A 17,291-nucleotide genomic window follows, 5' to 3' on the forward strand; every position below is an offset into this window, starting at 1 on the left:
AGGAAGCGTCGCCGGCGGTTCCTTCTCATCTGCGAAGGTGTTCAGACCAAACAGACCCCGCACAGAAAACCGTCCGGGCGGGTCACTCCGCCTGAGATCCCCTGCTCCGGTCCCTTCTTCAAGCGCTGCAGCGCCCCCGGCGGGAAACCGCCCTTCAGGCCGCTGCACCTGTTTCAGTCATCCAGCCGGATGGTGATCCGCCGGTTATTGCGGCCTTTGTTGACGATTTCACCGACCGTGAGACGCCCGACCTCGCCGATACGCGCGACATGGGTGCCACTGCAGGGCTGCAGGTCGATTTGTGCCGGCCCTTCCCCGATCCCGACCAGCCGCAACCGGCCATGACCCTGGGGCGGCCGGACTGAAAGCGTGCGGATCAGCTCCGGCCTTGCCTCAAGTTCCTCTTCGGTGATCCAGCCCGTGGTCACTTTCAGATCGGTATCAATCAGCAGGTTCAGCTGCGCGGTCAGCCGCTGCACATCCGGCAACGGGTCGGGAATATCAAAATCCAGCCGGCTCTTCGCTGCGCCGATCTGGCCGCCCGTGACCGGACGCGCCACCACTGCCGCGAGCAGATGCAGCGCCGTATGCATCCGCATATGGCGATATCGCCGGCCCCAGTCGAGGCGTTGCACCACCCTCGTTCCCACCGCCGGCAGCGCCTGCGGCAGGCCTGGCACCAGCACGACATTCCCATCGCCGGTGCGGGTGGTCGTGCCGACCGGGATCCTGCCGCCCTCCCAGATCAACTGGCCGGAATCGCCGGGCTGGCCACCGCCGGTCGGGAAAAAAATGGACCGCTCAAGCACGATGCCGCCTTCGGGGGAATGGCCGGTGACAAGCGTTTCACACTGCTGAAGATAGGGCTCGGTCCTGTAATGATGCTGCATCTTACCCCTGCCCGGTGCCGCGCAGCGCTGCCCCGATTTCGCCTGCATTCCCAAGCGTGATCTCGGCGCTGGTCGAGGGCAACTTTATCCCCTCGGCAATAAAACGCTGCACGATCATATGGTTGATATCACTGCGCACCGAGCCCTGGAAATTCACATCGCGCAGAATGACCCTGATCTCGAAATTCAGCCCGCCGTTGAACCCCTGCAAAACGATGGTCGGCGCCGGGTTCAGGATCACCATGGGCTGTGCTTCTGCAATCTCGCGCAAAAGCTTCTCGACCCGCCTCGTATCCTCGGTCCAGGCCACGGTCACCGGCACAATCAGGCGCCCGGCCAGACCAAATCGGGTCCAGTTGGTGACGCGCTGGCTGACCAGATCGGCATTTGGCACGACGACGACATTGCGGTCAAAGGTCTGAATGCGGGTCGAGCGCACCGAGATCGTTTTCACGATGCCCTGGGTGGTACCGACCTCGATCCAGTCACCCTCGGAAACCGGGCGCTCGATCATCAGGATGATGCCGGAAACGAAGTTCTGCACGATGTTTTGCAGGCCGAAACCGATACCGACCGAAAGCGCCGAGGCGACGATGGCGAGGCCAGAGAGGTCTATCCCGGTCGCATTGATCGCCACCAGCGCCGCAAAGAAAATGCCGACATAACCGGTTCCCGAGACCAGCGCGTTCTGGCCGCCGCGATCCATCCGGGTACGCGGCAGGATAGAATTGCGCAACGCGCCCTGAAACAGCCGCGTGATCAGGTAGCCGATGACGAAAATCACTGCGAAAAGCAGGAAATCCGAGGGCGAGACCCTGGTGTCGCCCAGCTGAAAGCCTTCGCGGAACCGGGTCCAGATCTCGCTTAAATCCGCGATCCGACTGCCCCAGATCAGTGCGAAAAGCGGGATCGACATCAGCGCGAGCGCAAATCCTGCAAGCACCGGCACAAGGCGTTCATTCTCGGCCTCGGCATCGGCGGCGGGGTAGACCACCGCCCAGATATCAGCGAGTAGCCGTTGCAGGATGATCAGAACCGCCATCAGCCCAAGCGACATGATCGCCGGATAGACCAGCGCCGCGCCGGCCGTCACATAGCCGAGGGCCGCAAGCCCCGGGCCCGCAACTGCGATCAGTTTCAGCGCCCGTCCCAAAAGGCCGATCAGCTTTTCGCCATAGCCGTTCTGTTCGCCCTGTTCTTGGCTGAGCCGCAGGATCCGCCCCATGCGCCACAAAAGGATGCCACCACCGGCCAGCATCGGGAAGCTAGCAACCGCCGTGACGGCATCGGGGTAATTCTGACCGTCCATGGTCAGCCGGCGCAGCGCCTCAAGGGACAGCACCACCCCCATCAACGCGGCAAGGATACGGCCTTCCTGGCGCTGATTGCGCTGCAAGGGCAGGATCGCCTGGTCGACATCGACCCGGGGAAATACCCGCGCCGCCAGCCAGAAAGCAACAAAGACCACGCCCCCCAGCACCGGCAGCGCCAGCGCCACCTCGCCGGTGGTGCGGCCCATAAAGCCGGTGCGGATCAGCGCCGCCGACAGGGCCACCATACCGATTGACGGCACGATGATCTGCCCGAGCGAGGCCAGCAGGCCAAAGATCCGCCGCCGCGCCTCGGTCTTGCCGATGCGGAGCCGGTCGGCAAAAGCCTCGATCCAGGGCCGGGCGAAAATCGTGGTGGCGACAGTCACCGCCAGCAGCAAAAGGATCAGCGGCAGCGCATTCCAGAACTGCGCTCTGGCGCGGCTGTCATGGAGTTTGGTGCTCAGCTCGCCCCAGAGCCGCAGGGCGGTGTCGGTCAGGCCACCCGCCGCTTCGGGCCAGTTGGCCGGGTTCAGCGGCGAGGGCCAGAGCTGCAAAAGCTGGTCAGTGTGACGGCTGCGGGCCTTGCCGTCGATTTCCCGGATCAGACCATCGGCGCGGCGGTAAGCCTCTTCTGCCGCAATGCCCGGCGCCTGCAACAAGGAAAGCTGCTGGCCAAGATCTTTGCGTTTCTGCGCGATTTCAGGCGCTTCTGTGGCATCCCCCGTCGGGGCCGGGCCTAGCGCGCTGATCTGTTCACGCACCGTGGCAATGCGGGACGCATTGGTGGTCTGCGCCAGGGTCAGTTTGGCGCGCCAGTCGACGATAAGGCCGCGCAACTCATCAAGCCGCGCATCGGTGACGGTGTCGGAGCCCAGTTCGGCCTCGGCAGTGGTCGCAATCTCGCCCCAGGCCGCATAGTCCAGCGGCTGGGTCTGATCATCGCCTTCGGCCCGGACCGGCGCTGGCGCAAGCGCAGCGACGCCAAGCCAGAGCGCCAGCAGGCAGTGCAGGATGCAAAGTGGCAGCCTCATGCGGGCCGCCTCGCAAAAGACCAGACCGCCACCGCGCCCCCCTTCAGAGATCCTGATAGACCGCCGGCAGCGGGCGGTTGCCGCGCGCCAGCCATTCCGGCACCGGCAGGCCCTTATCCTTCAGGAAAGCCGGGTTGAACATCTTAGACTGATACCGGTTGCCGTAATCGCAAAGCACCGTGACAATGGTATGGCCAGGCCCCATTTCCTGCGCCATGCGGATCGCACCGGCGATATTGATCGCCGACGATCCACCGACGCAAAGCCCTTCTTCGGTCAGGAGGTCAAATGCCAGCGGCAGCGCCTCGGCATCCGGGATCCGCCAGGCCATATCGGGGCGGAAGCCTTCAAGATTGGCGGTGATACGGCCCTGGCCAATGCCTTCGGTGATCGAATTGCCGGGGCTCTCGAACACGCCACTGGTGTAATAGCTGTAAAGCGCCGCGCCTTCCGGATCGGCAAGGCCGATCTTCACGCCTTTGGGCTGGAGCGCCATCGCAACCCCCGCCAGCGTGCCACCCGAGCCGACTGCCGCAACAAAGCCGTCGACCTTGCCGCCGGTCTGTTCCCAGATCTCGGGCCCGGTCGTCTCGATATGGGCCTGGCGGTTCGCGGTATTGTCGAACTGGTTGGCCCAGATCACGCCATTGGCCTCGGTCCTGGCCAGTTCTTCCGCCAGGCGCCCGGAATAGCGGATATAGTTGTTCAGGTTTTTGTAAGGCGCCGCCGGCACCTGGACGAGTTCAGCCCCGGCGAGGCGGATCATGTCCTTTTTCTCCTGGCTCTGGGTCTCGGGGATCACGATCACTGTGCGAAAGCCCAGCGAATTCCCGACCAGTGCAAGGCCGATCCCGGTGTTCCCGGCCGTGCCTTCGACAATGGTGCCGCCGGGCTGCAAAAGCCCCTTCGCCACCGCATCACGGATGATATACAGCGCCGCCCGGTCCTTGACCGACTGGCCCGGGTTCATGAATTCGCATTTCCCAAGGATGGTGCAGCCGGTCAGCTCAGACGCCTTCTTCAGTTTCAGAAGCGGCGTATTGCCAATGATGCCCGCCAGATCGCTGTGAATTCGCATGGGTCTTTCCCCCGGGGTCTTTCTCCGGGCGCCATGCCCGCTTTCATGCTTCAGGTGTAAAAGCGCGGGCGCTCAAACTCAAGTCATCCGCGCATCGGCCAGAGCGTGAAGCAGGCCTGATATTCCATAATTCGCCGATCCCGGGCACCAGCCTCGCGCGGTGTCCCCTCTAGGGCCGAGGATCTCCTTAAATTGCCACGAACTTAAGAGAAATTTTCTGCTTCCCGCGGCCCGGTATGCGCCTGAAAAAGCGCAGATCAGCCAGCTCAACACAGGCCATGCCGGTCCTGGAAGTACGTCATTTTTTCCCCGGGCAGCGCAGCTGCGGACAGCCTGACCCCGATTGCCGGCAGCGCATCAAAAAAGGCGGGCCAGCCGGCCCGCCTTGATTTCCATCGCCAGGCGATCAGCCCGCTTTCGCGACCAGAAGCCCGTCTTTTTGCAGCCCCGCATAGCATTCATCCAGCGATTTGGTCGCGCGCTGGATCAGCGTGTCAATCTCGGCCGTCGTGATCACCAGCGGCGGCGAGATGATCATGCGGTCGCCGACATGGCGCATCACCAGATCATTGGCAAAGCAACGCTCGCGCGCCCGCAGACCAACGGTGCCCTCTTCCGATGCAAAGCGCGCGCGGGTCGCCTTGTCCGGGGTCAGCACCAGCGAGCCCATCAGGCCGACAAGTTTCGTCTCGCCGACCAGCGGGTGATCGGCCAGCGCCGCCCAGCGTTCCGCCAGATAGGGATTGGCGATCTTCTGCACATGTTCGACCACATTCTCGTCTTGCATGATGCGCAGGTTTTCCAGCGCGACAGCTGCCGCAACCGGATGGCCCGAATAGGTATAGCCATGGTTGAAATCGCCGCCCGAACCGACGACCTCGGCCACGTCATCCGATACGATCGAACCGCCGATCGGCGCATAGCCCGAGGAGAGGCCCTTGGCGATGGTCATGATGTCGGGCTTGATGTCAAAGGTCTGGCTGCCGAACCAGTTTCCGGTGCGGCCAAAGCCGGTGATCACTTCATCAACGATCAGCAAGATATTGTATTTCTTGCAGATCCGCTGAATTTCCGGCCAATAGGTTTTCGGCGGGATGATCACGCCACCCGCACCCTGTACCGGCTCGCCGATGAAGGCTGCGACCTTGTCGGCGCCAATCTCATTGATCTTTGCTTCCAGCTCCTGCGCACGGGCAAGGCCGAAGGCGTCTTCGTCCTGGTCACCACCCTCGCCCCACCAATAGGGCTGGTTGATATGCTCGATACCGTCGATTTTGCCGCCATGGGCATGGATCGGTTTCATGCCGCCAAGGCTGCCGCCGCCCATGGTCGAGCCATGATAGCCATTCCAGCGCGCGATGATCACCTGCTTTTCAGGCTGGCCCTTGACCTGCCAATAGCGGCGGACAAGGCGGATATTGGTGTCATTGGCCTCGGATCCCGAGCCGGCAAAGAACACATGGTTCAGATCGCCCGGCGCCAGTTCCGCAAGCTTTGCCGCCAGCGCAATCGCTGGCACATGCGTCGTCTGGAAGAAGGTGTTGTAATAGGGCAGCTCCATCATCTGGCGCGCGGCAACCTCACCCAGTTCCTTGCGGCCATAGCCGATATTGACGCACCACAGGCCCGCCATACCGTCCAGAATGCGGTGCCCTTCCGAATCCGTCAGCCAGCAGCCCTCGCCGCGCAGGATCACCCGCGCGCCTTTTTTCGCCAGCGCCGCCTTATCGGTGAAAGGGTGGAAGTGATGCGCCGCGTCAAGCTTTTGCAGCTCGGCCGTAGGCGTGTTGTTGTTGATCATATTCATGGTGACCACCCTTTCCGTCAGGAAGAATCAGCAGGCGCCTGGCGCCCTCACCTCGCAGGATAGGAACAATCCCGACCGGCATCAAGAAATTTGATCAAATTATTTCCGCCTCGCGACGGCCCGCGCGAAAGCCGCGCGGCGATCTCAGCTCCCCTCGCCGGACCGGCTGCACCAGCCGCGTTCAAAGGCTGCCGCCTCGCCCCAGCCACTCGCATTCAGCGCCTCGGGGTTCAGAGGCGGCAGGTTGCGCATCCTGCCATTCTCGACCACGCGGCCTGCCAGCGTGTCGACCACACATTGCGTCTCTTCGGCCGGGCCATCGATGCCCTGGAAAGAGGCCTGCAGCGCATAGCCGACAATCGTATACTGAAAATCGATAAAACGGATTTCCACGACCTCGCGCCCCTCGCCCTCCTCATCGGCGAATTCGGTGATCACCTGCAGCGTGCTGCCATCCGGGGTCTCGACCACTTCCAGCCGCTGCGAGGTCGCAAAGGCCGCAACGGCGAAATCGGCGACGTCCAGGTCCGGCGCGTCATTGCCATCCGGCACCGCCCCCATTCCATTCCAGATCTTCAGCGCTGCCAGATCGGCCTCGGTCTCCAGCTGCGCGCGGAACCAGAACCCATCGCCCGCTGCACCGGCCCAGTTGCCGGTCACCTCGTTGTCCGCCTGCCGGGCCAGACCGGGAAGCGCCGGGAGCGAAATCCCGACCGCCGCCATCATCGCCAGAACTGTAGCTTGCCGCATTGCCGACCTCCTGAACAGGTAACTGCCAAGCCTTAGGACGGGCCAGGCGGCAAAGCAAAGGTGGAATCCCCCACCTCTGCACCTCTGCAAATGCTCTGGAAGGATTTTCCGGGTGCAATGGTCCGGGCGTCAGCGAGCAGAGCGTGTGACCGCCGGAATAAAATGCCTTATCTTCCAGAGCGAACGTCGGGGTCAGGACCCGGCCTTCCCCCGGGCCCACCCGAGGCCGGTCACATGCCCTGAAGACCGGTGCCGAAAAAGACCCACCCAAAGCACCGCCACGCAGACCGGCCGCATTGACAAATAGCGCAGCAAAGGCGTTCCGCTGCCAGCCAGTGGCCCGAACAGAACACCACCTCAGCGTTTGCCGAAGATCGTCCCGAGCACGCCACGCACAACGGCCTGGCCGCTTTTGCTGCCCAGCTGGCGTGCGAAACTCTTGGCGAATGCCTCACCGACCGAATCCGAGCGCGAAGAACTGCTCTTTTTCTTCGGAGCCGGCTCTGTCGTCCTGGTCGGCGCCTCATAGCGCCGCGAGGAGTTTTCGCCGCCATAGCGCCTGCCACGGCTGAACTCTTCGCCCGTGGCCCCGTCGACCACCGCTTCTTGCGAACGTGACGCTTCTGCCGCCGCCTTCCCGGCGCGCGCCCGCAAAATCTCGAACGCGCTTTCACGGTCAATCTCGGTATCGTATTTCCCGGCCAGCGGCGAGGCGGCAAAAGCCGCCGCCCTTGCGCTTTCCTCCGCAGGCCCAAGCCGGCTGAAGGGCGGGCGGACCAGGGTACGCTCGGCCATGCCCGGCACGCCCTTGGCCTCCAGCAGCGAGGTCACCGCCTCGCCGGTGCCGACCTCACGGATCGCCTCTTCAATCGGAAAGCGCGGATTGGCGCGATAGGTGCGCGCCGCCCGCGCCAGATCGGTCTGGTCCTTCGCGGTGAAAGTGCGCAGCGCATGCTGCACCCGGTTCCCCAGCTGGCCCAGCACGGTATCGGGCACATCGGCAGGATTTTGCGTGATGAAATAAACGCCGACGCCTTTTGACCGGATCAGTCGTGCCACCTGTTCAATCCGCGAAATCAGCGCCTTAGGCGCATCATTGAACAGAAGATGCGCCTCATCAAAGAAAAAGACGAGCTTCGGCTTATCGGGATCGCCCACTTCCGGCAGCGCCTCGAACAGCTCGGACAGGAGCCACAGGAGGAAAGTCGCGTAAAGCCGCGTGCTGTTGATCAGCCTGTCGGCGACAAGGATCGAGATCCGCCCCGTCCCGTCGGGATCCACAGTCATGAGATCCGCAAGTTCCAGCGCAGGCTCCCCAAAGAGTTGGGTCCCCCCCTCGTTTTCCAGCATCAGGAGCCGGCGCTGGATCGCGCCCACCGATTGCGACGAGACCAGGCCATAGGTGGAGGAGATCTCGGCGGAATTCTCCGCAATAAAGGTCAGAAGCGCGCGCAGATCCTTCATATCGAGAAGCGCGAGTTTCTCGTCATCGGCCAGTCGGAAGGCGACATTCATCACGCCTTCCTGCACCTCGGTCAGCTCCAGCAGCCTCGACAAAAGCAAAGGCCCCATCTCGGCGATGGTGGTGCGCACGGGGTGGCCGCGCTGGCCAAAGAGATCCCAGAACAGCACCGGATAAGCGCGATAGGCCAGATCAATGCCGATGGTTTCGGCGCGGGCCGCAAAGGCTGCATGGGTCTTTGCCGCCGGATCGCCCGGCTGGCAGATCCCGGAAAGATCGCCCTTGATATCTGAAAGGAACACCGGCACGCCCGCCGCCGCAAAGCCCTCGGCCAGCACCTGGAGCGTCACCGTCTTGCCGGTCCCGGTTGCACCGGCGATCAGCCCGTGCCGGTTGCCGTATTTCAGCAGCAGCTCCTGCGCGACACCGTAGCCCTCGCCGCCTCCGCCCAGGAAAATCCGGTCCTGCGCTGCGGCGGGTGTGGCTGGATCAATCTGTGCTGTCACCGGGTAAACTCCTGTCTCGGGGCCTGAGATCCGGGCAGGCAACGAGGGCCATACCATTTCAGATCTGCCGTTTCCGACCTTACATTGCGGCATGGACCATACCCTTTTCCGCTGTCGAAACCAGCCTCGTTCTTGCCGGGCCGGCTGCGGGCAGGACGCCGTCCGGTTGTCTCGCGTCGCGCTCTCGCAAGGCGGGCCTCCGCCCCGGTTCCGCCTGCGCAGAAGGGAAGCGGTGATGGCATAAAATCACAGAAATCCTGACCAAATGGTTAGATTTTTTTCTCTGTCTCTGGCTGCCAGATGTAACAGATTTCCTGTTGACGCAGTGCAGAAAGCTGCTTAGCGTCCCTTTACGTGAAGTCGGCCAGTCCGACAGGGAGCAAAAAATATAAGCGTAAGGGGCCCGCCCCGCAGCGCATGCAAAGGGCCGGTCATTCCGGCCCTTTGTTTTTTCTGCCCGCCCATTTCCCCTCGCATTCCGACCTTCAGACGGGTGGCCATCGCCCCTGTGCCAGTCCAGGTGCAGAGGTCACTACTATATCCAGGGTTGAAGCCGCTTTTACCGGAACGCTGTCCGGCAACAACCCGCCGCTGGTCGCGCAAATGAGACCTGACACTGCCATTTCAGCGTGATATTCAGCCTGCGGCAGCCAGGCAAATTTCCACCGGCTACAGTCACCGTTCAAAGGACATGACTATATGTTGAACCCGCGTATCTCGCTTCTCGCTCTTGCACTTGCATTCGGCAGCCCCTTTGCCGCGCTCGCCCAGGACACGACAGAAGCACCCGCTGAAGCAACCGCCGACACCACCGCTCCGGCAGAAGCCGCCGGGCAACCGGCCGGGGGCAGCGATCTGTCGATGGGCTCCGAGATCGGTGGCCAGAGCGCGATCTACACCGCCTCGACCCATGAGAAATGGGAGCTGCGCTGCGAGCGCGTCGGCCTCGAAGCCGATCCCTGCCAGCTTTACCAGCTGCTGAAAGATGCCGATGGCTCGCCAGTGGCCGAACTCGCGATCTTCTCGCTGCCTGCAGGCGCCCCCGGCCCGGCGGTTGCCGGTGCGAACTTTATCGCTCCCTTGGAGACCCTGCTGACCGAGGGAATGCAGCTGACGGTCGATACCGCAAAGGCGCGCGCCTATCCGTTCACCGTCTGCACCCAGATCGGTTGCGTGGCGCGGATCGGTTTCACCGCCGAAGAAATCGCCGGCTTCAAGAAGGGCGCCACCGCGAAATTCGCGATCTCGCCCTTCGTGGCACCGGATCAGAAAGTCAGCCTCGATGTCTCGCTGAAAGGCTTCACCTCGGGCTATGACGCAATGGTCGCGGCCAATGTGAAGGCCGATGCAGCCGCCGCGGCTGCCGCTGCCGCTGCGCCGGCTCCTGCCGCCGCCGAGTAAGGACCTTACCGGGCCGCGCGCAGTGCAAGCACCGCGTTCAGCCCGCCAAAGGCAAAGGAATTCGACAACGCCGCGCCCGTCCGGGCGCGGCGTGCTTCATTCGGGACATGGTCAAGGTCACAATCGGGATCAGCGCGGTCCAGCCCGAGCGTCGGCGCGATTACGCCCTGATCCAGCGCCATCAGGCAGGCGATCAGTTCCAGCGCACCGGTCGCGCCGATCGCGTGACCATGGGCCGCCTTGGTCGATGAAACCATTAGCCCAGTGCCCGCCCCGAACACCTCACGGATCGCCGCAACCTCATTGCGGTCATTGACCCTTGTGCCGGTGCCATGGGCGTTGATATAGCCAATCTCTTCGGGGGCAAGGCCGGCCTCGGCCAATGCGGCCCGCATCGCCCCCGCGGCGCCGCTGACCGAGGGCACCACGATATCGCCCGCATCCGCCGTCATGCCGAAACCGGCAATCTCGGCCAGAACCGTTGCGCCGCGCGCCCGGGCGCGGGCCTCGTCTTCCAGCACGAAGACCGCCGCGCCCTCACCCATCACCATGCCATTACGGCTGGCCGAAAACGGGCGGCATCCGTCGGGGGACAGCACCCGCAGCCCCTCCCAGGCCTTGATGCCGCTGAAACACAGCATCGCCTCGGCGCCCCCCGCCAGCATCGCGGGCGCATGCCCGTCGCGGATCAGGCGGAAGGCCTGGCCAATCGCATGGTTTGAGCTGGAACAGGCTGAAGACACTGCGAAAGTCGGTCCGGTCAGCCCGTGCCGCATTCCGATATGCGAGGCGGCGGCGTTCATCATCAGGCGCGGCACCGTCAGCGGCGGCACACGGTTCCGACCGCCCTCGAACACCGCACGGTAGTTTTCTTCCCAGGTATGGATGCCGCCGGAGGCCGAACCGATCAGCACCCCCGCCCCTTCTGCAGCGCCCGGCCCGGCCATGGCCAGCGCCTCTTCCGTCGCAGCAAGCGCGTAGCGGGTAAAGGGGTCGTAAAGCGACTGTTCCTGCTGGGTCAGGCCCTGATCCCAGGTCCAGCCCCGGATCTGCGCGCCGATGCGGATCGTCAGCCGGTCGGCATCGCGAAATTCCAGTGGCCCGATGCCCGAGCGCCCCGCCGCCAGCGCCGCATAAGTGCCGGGAAGATCATGGGCCAGCGCATTCACCGTTCCCGCGCCGGTGATGACCACCCGCCTCATAGGTGCCCGACCGGTCTTTGCGCCGCGATCAGTGCCTCGATGCCGCGAATTATGCCGCCGATATCCGAGACGTCCAGATCTTCCGGTCCGGCCTGCCCCGGGTCATTCGGGTTGAAAGGGACCGAGATGTCGAACCTTTCTTCAATGGCGAAAATCGCCTCCACCAGGCCGAGGCTGTCGATGCCCAGATCCTCGGGCCGGTCGCTTTCATTTATGCCGGCAGGATCGATCAGCGCCTGGGCGGCGAGGATCGCGATCACCTGGCTCCCTGTCTCGCTGCGGCTCATCGGGGTGACCCTCAGTCTTCCGTCCCGGCATCAGTGCCGGAGGTCAGTTTTTCCAGCGCGGCGACCCGTGCGGCAAGGCGCGGCAAACGGCGCAGATATTTCTGGATCTCGACATGGGTCTCCATCTTCACCGCAGGATACCCGAGAAGCACCCGCCCCGCCGGCGCATTGGTGAAGATCTTGGTGCCACCACCGCAAATCACATCATCGCCCACAAAAATATTGTCGCTGACGCCGACCTGCCCGGCCAGCACCACGCGGCTGCCGATCTTTGACGAGCCGGCAATGCCGACCTGGCCGCAGATCAGACTGTCCTCGCCAATCTGCACATTATGGCCGACATGAACGAGGTTATCGAGCTTGGTGCCGCGCCCGATGGTGGTGTCGCGGATGGTGCCGCGGTCGATACAGGTATTGGCACCGATCTCGACATCATCGCCGATGGTCACTGCGCCCAGCGAATGAATGCGGGTCCAGCTTTGTTCCAGAATCTGGTCGCGCTGTCCGAGCGTCTCGCGGATCTCTTCGACGCCGGATTTCTCGGGCGTGACAAAGGAGAACCCGTCCGAGCCGATCACCGCGCCGGGCTGGCAGATGAACCTTGCGCCGATGGTGACGCGTGCGCCGATCTTTGCGCCTTGCAGGATCATCGCATCTTCGCCGATACGCGCGCCTTCGGCGATCGAGACATGGCTTGCGATCCGGGCATTGGCACCGAGGATCACATCGCGCCCGATCACCACAAAGGGGCCAATCGCCGCGCCCTCGCCAATCTGCGCCGTCGCGTGCACCACGGCCAGCGGGTGGATGCCCGGCGCGATCTCCGGCCCCGGATCCATCAGATGTGTGAGCCCCGCCATCGCGAGCCGCCCGCGCGGCGCGAAAATCGCGGCCTCCAGCCCCATCGCGCGCCAGTCCGCCCCCGGCCAGACCACGGCCGCACGCGCCCGGCCCTCAGAGATCCGGCCTGCGTAACGCGGATCCATCGCCAGAGCGAGACTTTGCGGCCCGGCGGCCTGCGGCTCGGATGCCTCAGAGACGCGGATCGTCAGATCGCCTTCGGCCACCGCATCAAGTGCGGCTGCAATCTCGCCAATACTATGCTCAGCCATCGCAAATCCCTCCGGAACCCGAAGAGACAGTTACTGCGAAACCGTCCGCGCGACCACCCCTTCGGCGCTGAGCGCCGACCAGAGCTTTGCGTCGCGGCCGTAAACGTCGCGCCGATAGCCCATCACGCCATGCCCCTGCGGATAGGCCGTGAAATAGACCAGATGGATCGGCACTTTTTTCTCAAGCTTTACAGGCGTTTCCCGCCCACCCTTGAGAGTTTGATTGAACTCACTTTCGATTTCCGGCGCCTGGTTGCGGAACAGGGCATGGGCGAAATCAAAGGGATCGGCGAGCCGGATACAGCCATGGCTGTAAGCCCGCTTGTCATGGGCAAACAGGGATTTTGCAGGCGTATCATGCAGATAGATGTTATGCTTATTAGGGAACATGAACTTGACCTTGCCGAGCGCATTATTGTCGCCCGGCGGCTGGCGCATGCCAAAGGGGAAGCTGCGCGCGGTATAGCCCGCGAAATTCACCGATCCACGCGGCACGACGCGGCCATTCCTGTCCACGATCTGCATATGGCTGACCGCATTCGGGTTCGAGCGCAAAAGCGGCAGATATTCCCCCACGATGATCGAGCGCGGCACCCCCCAGGACGGGTTCACCACCATATGATCCATCATATCCGAGAATTCCGGCGTGCGGCGGTCCATCTCCTCGCGCCCGATCACCGAGCGCGTGCGGAATGTCACCCGCCCGTCGTCAATGATTTCGGCAGAGAAATCCGTCAGGTTGACCCAGATCATCCGACCCGCGCGGTCGATATCCATCCACCGCTCGCGTTCCATCGCGACAAGCACGGATTTCATCCGGTCTTCGGGCTCTTTGTTGATCTCGGCCAGGGTATCGCCCCCGGCCACGCCATCAGCGGGCAGACCATGCGCCCGCTGGAAATTCATCACCGCATTTTGCACCATGCGGTCATAAACCGCGGTCGGTGTGGGCGAAAGCCAGCCCATCGCGATCAGCCGGTCGCGCAGGATCACCACACGCTCGCCGGTCGCACCCGGCTCCAGCGCGCCGGCGGGCACCTGCGGCCCCCAGCCCCCCGCAGCGCTCAGCTCCTCAAGGTCAAAACGCGTCTTCATCAGCTGCACATAGGCGTCGGAATCAGGCAGCAGCCGACGCGCCACCGTGGCAGGGTCGCGCGTCGCAATCGCGCGCAGCAATGCATAGGAATCGGGCCGGATGATCTCGCGCACGATGGTGGAATCGATTTTTGCCGGATCCAGCGCGCCCGAACTGACATCCCGGGCCCAGTCAAGCCAGGCGCGTGTCATCTTGACTTCAAGCCGGCCCAGATCGCCCTCGGTCCGGGCCGAGGCCAGTGCGGCGCGGATCCCGGCCAGATCATAGCGCGCGACCGGCAACCCGTGATCCCCGGCGGTCTCAAGCGCGGCGATCAGCGCCTGGCGGCGGGCCGCATCCTCAGGCCCGGTCCAGAGCGTGTCATATGCAGTATCGCGATACCAGGCTGCGACCTCTTCATCATCCGCCGCAGCGATCGCGAGAGATTGGGAAAATGCCGTGGATTTTGCCGCGACAGGCAGCCCTGCCGATACCAGCCCGACTGCCAGCACAAACCCAAGCGCTACCGAAGAAAGAAGGCCACGCACCCCCGTTTTCAGACCATGACCGGGGAGGGAAATCGGCATCTGCAACCTCGTAAACATGCGAAAAGCTTCGGCTTCAGCTAGATTCAGCGATTTGGACACCATGTCCATTCACAATCCTGTCCATCGGGCCCCATATTGCGCTCCCCCGACAGACCCGGGCCGGTTTTTCGATCATAGTTGCAGCAGGGCCACGCTGACCACCAGTCAGGAATTCAGCGATTTTTTGCTTATCGGCGGTTGAGTGGGGAACCAAAGGCAATCTTTGCTTGGGCTTCGAATCATGATGTGCCATACAGACCATGCATCCGGAAGGGCGCAGGCAAATGCGCCAGCCGAAGATGAACGTGCAGGAGAAGCTGCCGCTCAGGCAGTCGACAAGACTAAACTACGGGACAGGCTATGACTGAAAACACATCGAACCTTATCTCGCGTCGCGGGCTGTTGGGCGTGTTCGCGGCTACGGCTGTGGTTGCCGCGCCAACCTATTCCAATGCTTTTGGCGTGCTGAAAGGTGCGGGCGATATCCGCCGCATCCGGATGTATTCGGGCCGTACAGGCGAAAGCATCGATACGATCTACTGGATCGAAGGCAAATACATTCCGGAAGTGTTGAAGGAAATCAATCACTTCATGCGCGACTGGCGCACGGGCGATGTCAAGCAGATGGATCCGCGCAATGTCGATATCATGGCTGCGGCGCATCGGCTGATGGATGTCAGCGAATCTTACATGCTGCTTTCTGGCTTCCGCAGCGCCAAGACCAATGCGATGCTGCGCTCGCAATCGGGCGGGGTCGCCAAGAACTCGCTGCATCTCGTCGGCCAGGCTGCCGATCTGCGGCTGAAATCGCGCTCGGTGAATCAGATGGCACGTGCGGCTGCGGCCTGTGCAGCTGGCGGCGTCGGCCGCTATTCGCGCTCGGACTTTGTCCATATGGATTGCGGCGCGGTGCGCAGCTGGGGCGCCTGAGAAAGACCTCTGAAACCAGAGATCAAGTCCGGTTTTCAGACCACCCTGTTTCCACAGCGCTTTGAACAAGGCACCCCACGCGGGTGCCTTTTCGGTTCTGGCAGCCAGGTTGCGGACCAGCTTAGCATACAATGGCATACCGATTGATTTCCGCTGCCATGCTGCGGTACAGCAATCCCCGAGAACTTGCAGGAGGCACGCATGTCTGCGACCCGAACTGAGACCCGTACCGAGACCGACAGCTTTGGCCCGCTGGACGTCCCCGCGGATAAATACTGGGGCGCCCAGACGCAGCGCTCGATCATCAATTTCCCGATTGGCTGGGAAAAGCAGCCGGTCCCGATCATCCGCGCGCTCGGCGTGATCAAAAAGGCGGCGGCGACGGTCAACGCCGCCCAGGGCGATCTGTCCCAGGACCTGGTTGGCGCAATCGCGCAAGCCGCGCAGGAAGTGATCGACGGCAGGTTCGACGACAATTTCCCGCTGGTGGTCTGGCAGACCGGCTCGGGCACCCAGTCGAATATGAACGCGAATGAGGTGATCTCGAACCGTGCGATCGAGATTCTCGGCGGCGTGTTGGGCTCGAAAAAACCGGTTCACCCGAATGACCATGTGAATATGGGTCAGTCTTCGAACGACACCTTCCCGACCGCGATGCATGTCGCCATCGGGATGCATACGCGCGATGTGCTGCTGCCCGGGCTCGAGAAACTCGCGAAAGCGCTCTGGGCGAAATCGTCTGAATTCAAAGACATCATCAAGATCGGTCGGACCCATACTCAGGATGCGACACCGCTGACCCTGGGCCAGGAGTTCTCGGGCTATGCGACCCAGGTCGACCGCGGGATCGAGCGCGTGAAGCTCGCCCTGCCGCATATCTATGAACTCGCCCAGGGCGGCACTGCTGTCGGCACCGGGCTGAACACGCGCAAAGGGTATGATGTGGCCGTGGCGGCAGAGATCGCAAAGATCACCTCCCTGCCCTTCGTGACCGCCCCGAACAAGTTCGAGGCGCTGGCCGCGCATGACGCCATGGTCTTCTTCTCGGGCGCGCTGAAAACCGTGGCCGCGTCCTTGTACAAGATCGCGAGCGACCTGCGGCTCCTGGGCTCCGGCCCACGTTCGGGTCTCGGCGAGCTGATTCTGCCGGAAAATGAGCCTGGCTCCTCGATCATGCCTGGCAAGGTCAACCCGACCCAGGCCGAGGCGCTGACCATGGTCTGCGCCCATGTCATGGGCAATGACGCGGCGGTGACCTTTGCCGGCAGCCAGGGCCATTTCGAGCTGAACGTCTATAATCCGATGATGAGCTATAATGTGCTGCAATCGATCCAGCTTCTGGGCGATGCGGCAAGCTCCTTCACCGATAATATGGTGGTCGGGACCCAGGCGAATATTCCCCGGATCGAAAAGCTGATGAAGGAATCGCTGATGCTGGTGACGGCGCTGGCGCCCACCATCGGCTATGACAATGCAACGAAAGTGGCCAAGACCGCGCATAAACACGGCACAACCCTGCGTGAGGAGGCAACCGCACTCGGCTTTGTCGATGGCGAGACTTTCGACCGTATCGTGCGCCCGGAAGATATGATCGGTCCGAAAGACTGATGGCAGACCTCGTCAACCTGAACCGGTTCCGCAAGGATCGGGCGCGCCGCGAAAAGCGGGCACAGGCTGACGCCAATGCCGTAAAATTCGGTCGCAGCCTGTCAGAGCGCGCGGCTGAAGAGGCGCGGGTGGAGAAATCCACCCGCGAACTCGACCAGCACCGGCGGGATACAGGATCCGAGCCCGGTCCGTCAGCCGGACCAGATCCTGATCAGGATTAACCCCCGTTTAACCCGGATCAGTGCACCCTCC

14 protein-coding genes are annotated in these 17,291 nt (G+C 62.9%); 4 read left to right on the forward strand and 10 right to left on the reverse strand.

Annotated features, from left to right (window positions below):
* Positions 1 to 173: 173 nt before the first annotated feature.
* The 6 genes from M3484_RS02985 to M3484_RS03010 all read right to left on the reverse strand — a co-directional run bounded on the left by M3484_RS02985 (position 174) and on the right by M3484_RS03010 (position 8,837).
* Positions 174 to 890 (reverse strand): alanyl-tRNA editing protein, encoded by a 717-nt coding sequence (locus tag M3484_RS02985; protein ID WP_249495685.1) that lies wholly within the window; start codon positions 888 to 890, stop codon positions 174 to 176.
* 1 nt (position 891) lies between these two features.
* Complete coding sequence (locus M3484_RS02990; protein WP_249495686.1) at positions 892 to 3,234, reverse strand: DUF3772 domain-containing protein; 2,343 nt, start codon at positions 3,232 to 3,234, stop codon at positions 892 to 894.
* A 43-nt stretch (positions 3,235 to 3,277) separates the two neighbouring features.
* Positions 3,278 to 4,312 (reverse strand): cysteine synthase A, encoded by a 1,035-nt coding sequence (locus M3484_RS02995; RefSeq protein ID WP_092897262.1) that lies wholly within the window; start codon positions 4,310 to 4,312, stop codon positions 3,278 to 3,280.
* A gap of 406 nt (positions 4,313 to 4,718) precedes the next feature.
* Entirely contained in the window at positions 4,719 to 6,119 is a 1,401-nt protein-coding gene (locus M3484_RS03000) for an aspartate aminotransferase family protein (protein WP_249495687.1), read from the reverse strand.
* A 144-nt stretch (positions 6,120 to 6,263) separates the two neighbouring features.
* Positions 6,264 to 6,869, reverse strand: a complete 606-nt coding sequence (locus M3484_RS03005) for a hypothetical protein (protein WP_249495688.1) — start codon at positions 6,867 to 6,869, stop codon at positions 6,264 to 6,266.
* A gap of 357 nt (positions 6,870 to 7,226) precedes the next feature.
* Positions 7,227 to 8,837: a helicase HerA-like domain-containing protein gene (locus M3484_RS03010; RefSeq protein WP_249495689.1), complete on the reverse strand. Its 1,611-nt coding sequence runs from the start codon at positions 8,835 to 8,837 to the stop codon at positions 7,227 to 7,229.
* A gap of 699 nt (positions 8,838 to 9,536) precedes the next feature.
* Here M3484_RS03010 and M3484_RS03015 point away from each other — a divergent pair.
* The gene (locus tag M3484_RS03015; protein WP_092897254.1) at positions 9,537 to 10,238 is read left to right on the forward strand and encodes an invasion associated locus B family protein; all 702 of its coding nucleotides are present in this window, start codon (positions 9,537 to 9,539) and stop codon (positions 10,236 to 10,238) included.
* Positions 10,239 to 10,243: 5 nt separating this feature from the next.
* Here M3484_RS03015 and M3484_RS03020 read toward each other — a convergent pair whose 3' ends face one another.
* Genes M3484_RS03020 through M3484_RS03035 form a run of 4 tightly spaced genes read right to left on the reverse strand, consistent with a single transcriptional unit; the run spans position 10,244 to position 14,501 of the window.
* The gene (locus M3484_RS03020) at positions 10,244 to 11,440 is read right to left on the reverse strand and encodes a beta-ketoacyl-[acyl-carrier-protein] synthase family protein (protein ID WP_249495690.1); all 1,197 of its coding nucleotides are present in this window, start codon (positions 11,438 to 11,440) and stop codon (positions 10,244 to 10,246) included.
* Entirely contained in the window at positions 11,437 to 11,727 is a 291-nt protein-coding gene (locus M3484_RS03025) for an acyl carrier protein (RefSeq protein ID WP_092897250.1), read from the reverse strand. Before M3484_RS03025 ends, M3484_RS03020 begins: the two co-directional genes overlap by 4 nt.
* 11 nt (positions 11,728 to 11,738) lie before the next feature.
* Positions 11,739 to 12,839: a UDP-3-O-(3-hydroxymyristoyl)glucosamine N-acyltransferase gene (locus tag M3484_RS03030; RefSeq protein WP_249495691.1), complete on the reverse strand. Its 1,101-nt coding sequence runs from the start codon at positions 12,837 to 12,839 to the stop codon at positions 11,739 to 11,741.
* 30 nt (positions 12,840 to 12,869) lie between these two features.
* Positions 12,870 to 14,501 carry a L,D-transpeptidase family protein gene (locus M3484_RS03035; RefSeq protein WP_249495692.1) on the reverse strand — a complete coding sequence of 544 codons (1,632 nt, stop codon included), beginning with the start codon at positions 14,499 to 14,501 and terminating at the stop codon, positions 12,870 to 12,872.
* Positions 14,502 to 14,861: 360 nt separating this feature from the next.
* Here M3484_RS03035 and mepK point away from each other — a divergent pair, with 360 nt between their 5' ends.
* From mepK to M3484_RS03050, 3 genes are all read left to right on the forward strand, one after another.
* The gene (gene mepK / locus M3484_RS03040; protein ID WP_092897246.1) at positions 14,862 to 15,431 is read left to right on the forward strand and encodes a peptidoglycan L,D-endopeptidase MepK; all 570 of its coding nucleotides are present in this window, start codon (positions 14,862 to 14,864) and stop codon (positions 15,429 to 15,431) included.
* Positions 15,432 to 15,632: 201 nt separating this feature from the next.
* Complete coding sequence (gene fumC, locus M3484_RS03045) at positions 15,633 to 17,039, forward strand: class II fumarate hydratase (RefSeq protein WP_249495693.1); 1,407 nt, start codon at positions 15,633 to 15,635, stop codon at positions 17,037 to 17,039.
* On the forward strand, positions 17,039 to 17,260 hold the full coding sequence (locus tag M3484_RS03050; protein WP_092897242.1) for a DUF4169 family protein: 222 nt from the start codon (positions 17,039 to 17,041) through the stop codon (positions 17,258 to 17,260). Before fumC ends, M3484_RS03050 begins: the two co-directional genes overlap by 1 nt.
* Positions 17,261 to 17,291 lie beyond the last annotated feature (31 nt).

This window comes from Pseudomonas sp. GX19020 (genome assembly GCF_023371075.1).
Taxonomy (GTDB): domain Bacteria; phylum Pseudomonadota; class Alphaproteobacteria; order Rhodobacterales; family Rhodobacteraceae; genus Pseudogemmobacter.

What these genes read in the sequence shown, in the direction of transcription:
- M3484_RS03015 (WP_092897254.1), top strand. Translation starts at nt 9,537, where the DNA reads ATGTTGAACCCGCGTATCTCGCTTCTCGCTCTTGCACTTGCATTCGGC.
- M3484_RS02990 (WP_249495686.1), bottom strand. Translation starts at nt 3,234, where the DNA reads ATGAGGCTGCCACTTTGCATCCTGCACTGCCTGCTGGCGCTCTGGCTT.
- fumC (WP_249495693.1), top strand. Translation starts at nt 15,633, where the DNA reads ATGTCTGCGACCCGAACTGAGACCCGTACCGAGACCGACAGCTTTGGC.
- M3484_RS02985 (WP_249495685.1), bottom strand. Translation starts at nt 890, where the DNA reads ATGCAGCATCATTACAGGACCGAGCCCTATCTTCAGCAGTGTGAAACG.
- M3484_RS03025 (WP_092897250.1), bottom strand. Translation starts at nt 11,727, where the DNA reads ATGAGCCGCAGCGAGACAGGGAGCCAGGTGATCGCGATCCTCGCCGCC.
- M3484_RS03050 (WP_092897242.1), top strand. Translation starts at nt 17,039, where the DNA reads ATGGCAGACCTCGTCAACCTGAACCGGTTCCGCAAGGATCGGGCGCGC.
- M3484_RS03005 (WP_249495688.1), bottom strand. Translation starts at nt 6,869, where the DNA reads ATGCGGCAAGCTACAGTTCTGGCGATGATGGCGGCGGTCGGGATTTCG.
- mepK (WP_092897246.1), top strand. Translation starts at nt 14,862, where the DNA reads ATGACTGAAAACACATCGAACCTTATCTCGCGTCGCGGGCTGTTGGGC.
- M3484_RS03035 (WP_249495692.1), bottom strand. Translation starts at nt 14,501, where the DNA reads ATGCCGATTTCCCTCCCCGGTCATGGTCTGAAAACGGGGGTGCGTGGC.
- M3484_RS03000 (WP_249495687.1), bottom strand. Translation starts at nt 6,119, where the DNA reads ATGAATATGATCAACAACAACACGCCTACGGCCGAGCTGCAAAAGCTT.
- M3484_RS03030 (WP_249495691.1), bottom strand. Translation starts at nt 12,839, where the DNA reads ATGGCTGAGCATAGTATTGGCGAGATTGCAGCCGCACTTGATGCGGTG.
- M3484_RS02995 (WP_092897262.1), bottom strand. Translation starts at nt 4,312, where the DNA reads ATGCGAATTCACAGCGATCTGGCGGGCATCATTGGCAATACGCCGCTT.
- M3484_RS03020 (WP_249495690.1), bottom strand. Translation starts at nt 11,440, where the DNA reads ATGAGGCGGGTGGTCATCACCGGCGCGGGAACGGTGAATGCGCTGGCC.